This window comes from Bradyrhizobium sp. (genome assembly GCF_049512235.1).
Classification (GTDB): Bacteria; Pseudomonadota; Alphaproteobacteria; order Rhizobiales; family Xanthobacteraceae; genus Bradyrhizobium.
Genome location: NZ_JBEKXH010000715.1, coordinates 1 through 2,602, shown reverse-complemented (window position 1 = coordinate 2,602; position 2,602 = coordinate 1). Strand labels below are relative to the sequence as shown.

Below are 2,602 nucleotides of genomic sequence, written 5' to 3'. Positions count from 1 at the left end.
GAAAGCCGGATTCCGCCGCCGCCTCGCCTGCGCCAGGACGCTGGCGCTGATGGACGCGATCGTGGACGGCTCGAATCCGCAGCAGCCGGTGGAGCTGTATTTTCCGGGCGACGACCTGTTCGATCCGCATCGGCGCCGCCGCGGCCTGCCGCTTGGCAATTTGACCAGCCAGTTCTTCGGCAATCTCTATCTCGACGGCTTCGACCATTTTGTCACCGAGGTGCTGCGCGCGCCCTACGTCCGCTATGTCGACGACTTCGCCCTTTTCCACGACGATGCCGGCGTGCTGGCGCAATGGTGCGCCCGCATCGCGGGCTATCTGGACGGCCGGCGCCTGAGGCTGCACCCGCGCAAGACCGTCATCCTGCCGACGGCCGAGCCCACAGCCTTCCTCGGCTTCGTGCTGGAGCCCGGCGGCCGGCGCCTGCCCGAGGACAACGTCGCCCGCTTCCGCAACCGCCTGCGCGGCCTGCGCGACCGCTGGCGCGCCGGCGCCGTCACCCGCGCCGAGGTCGAGGGCAAAGTGGGGGCGTGGATCGCGCATGCGCAGCATGCGGATACCTGGAGCCTGCGGCAGGCGATGTTCGGGGACGGGTGGTTTGGGGCGGGGATGGTCGATGGTCGGACGCTTGCGCATCCGTCCCTCGGCAGTGCTGATAGCTGAGCCTTTGGCCCGAAATTATATCCCGTCACGCCGGGACATGCTAAGGTTGAAACCATATTGGAAAGTCAATTCCTGAGTTGGTGCGGGTTTGCGGCTCCGTAGTTCAAAGTTTGCGCTGGAATCAATCGGTCAGAGAATGCGAAAGGGTTTCATTTCCTACGCCCATCCGGACCACGCCGCATTCAGCGAATTGAGGACCCATCTGCGGGCCATCGAACGCGCCTTCAAGATCGAATTCTGGGCCGACAAGCGGATCACGCCGGGAGATTATTGGTCGAAAAAAATCGCGGACGCGATCGAGGCAGCGCAGGTTCACCTTGTGTTGTTCAGCCCGGCTTTCCTCGGCTCTGACTACATTTTTGATCACGAACTGCCGGCCATCGATGCCAAATGCGGCAAGGGCGACCTCGTGCTGCCCGTTGTCATCGACCGCTGCGCCTGGTCATGGGCGATCGGAGGAGTCCTGCAAGCCGCGCCGGCCGATCGCGCCGGCCGATTGCTCCCAGTGCGCGAGTGGCGACCGCACCAGCACGGTTACGACGCGGCACGCGAACAGATTTGGGCGTCCATGGAAGGACGTTTCGGTGCTCCCGACAGGCCGAAATTCTCTTGGGGCAAGCTATGACGACCAACGCGTCAGTCCCTCCTCGACATGCGGCGCTCGTGAAAGAACTCGTTGCGCTCAACGAATCGATCTCGGAATTCCGGGAAACGCTGCGGCCGGTCAACGATGAGGCCTTGAACGAGGCGTTCCGCGAGGTTCTCGATGACGCACGAGGCATCGTCGGGGGGCACGCGCGGCGCCCTGGCGAGCACATCGCGGATGACCTCGCCAATCTGCGCAGCCTGTTTATGCGGCGCCATATTCCGCGCGAGGACGCAGACCTCGGCAAGACGCCGACTTTGAGTGCCTTGCGCAGCGCGCGGGGCTCAGTCCTTGCCGACTTGGAATCCGCGCTCGCTGAGGCGCGAAGTCTCGGATTGGTTCCGAGCGATCCCGCATACGACATGCCGCCCGGTGTTGATATCGAACGGGCCGGTCGGGAAGGACAGCTCCGCGCGCTGGAACAGCGACTGCGGAAGGTCGAGCACAAACTGACCGGCCTCGCTCCCGAAGGCCGGAGCGATGCCGGTCATAGCCTGCAGCAGATCGGGCTCGTTAATTTCTATGTCGAGTCGATGAAGACCGAATTGATGCTCGCCAAACTCGAAACCAGAGCAAGCTTCTCCGTCGATCTGACCAGTCTGGCGCGCGCCATCGAGGCCATCGGCGAATTGACGGCGGACTTTGTCGCGACCGTCGAGGGGTTACGGGGAAAAGTCACCGACACGCTGAAGCAGGCCGCCCGGGCTATTCGGCCGCCCGTAGGCAAGGTGGTCCGTGGATTCAACGCCATGGTGGTTTCCGTGCGGCGGCGAGCCCGGCGCGTCTCGGGTGGTTTCGTCCCCCGCGATCGTTTCCGCGATTTCGATGCGGCCCCGGAGATGATTATCGTTCCTGCCGGCGAGTTCATGATGGGCTCGCCGGCAGGCGAAGGCGATGATGATGAGCGCCCCCAGCACAAGGTTTCGATCAAGAACAGGTTCGCGGTCGGCGTCTGCCCGGTCACGCGAGGCGAATTCGCAGCTTTCATCAATGCTACGAAGCATAAGATCGAGCCAGGCGCTTTCGTCTGGAATGGTAAGGAATGGAAAAGCGATCCAAGCAAGTCATGGCGTGATCCCGGGTTCACGCAGGGGGACGATCATCCGGTTGTCTGCGTGGATTGGCACGACGCAAAGGCCTATGTCGAATGGCTGAAGGAACGATCGGGTGGCAAACCGTACCGGCTTCTGTCCGAGGCCGAATGGGAATATTGCTGCCGTGCTGGCACGACGTCGGCATACAGCACCGGCGACGGCATCACCCCTGAGCAGGCGAACTTCGGGGAAAATGCC

At 63.1% G+C, this 2,602-nt stretch carries 3 protein-coding genes; all 3 read left to right on the top strand.

Going from position 1 to position 2,602, the window contains the following annotated elements; all coding sequences use genetic code 11:
* Positions 1-664: RNA-directed DNA polymerase (locus ABSG20_RS34350; RefSeq protein ID WP_423868876.1), on the top strand; the 664-nt coding region annotated here is incomplete at its 5' end.
* Positions 665-800: 136 nt separating this feature from the next.
* Positions 801-1,289, top strand: a complete 489-nt coding sequence (locus tag ABSG20_RS34345; RefSeq protein ID WP_423868875.1) for a toll/interleukin-1 receptor domain-containing protein — start codon at positions 801-803, stop codon at positions 1,287-1,289.
* Positions 1,290-1,327: 38 nt separating this feature from the next.
* The coding region (locus ABSG20_RS34340) for a formylglycine-generating enzyme family protein (protein WP_423868874.1) at positions 1,328-2,602 on the top strand (1,275 nt) is incomplete at its 3' end.

Bases quoted from the DNA above. Each gene is read 5' to 3' on its own strand.
- ABSG20_RS34345 (WP_423868875.1), top strand. From the start codon at position 801: ATGCGAAAGGGTTTCATTTCCTACGCCCATCCGGACCACGCCGCATTC.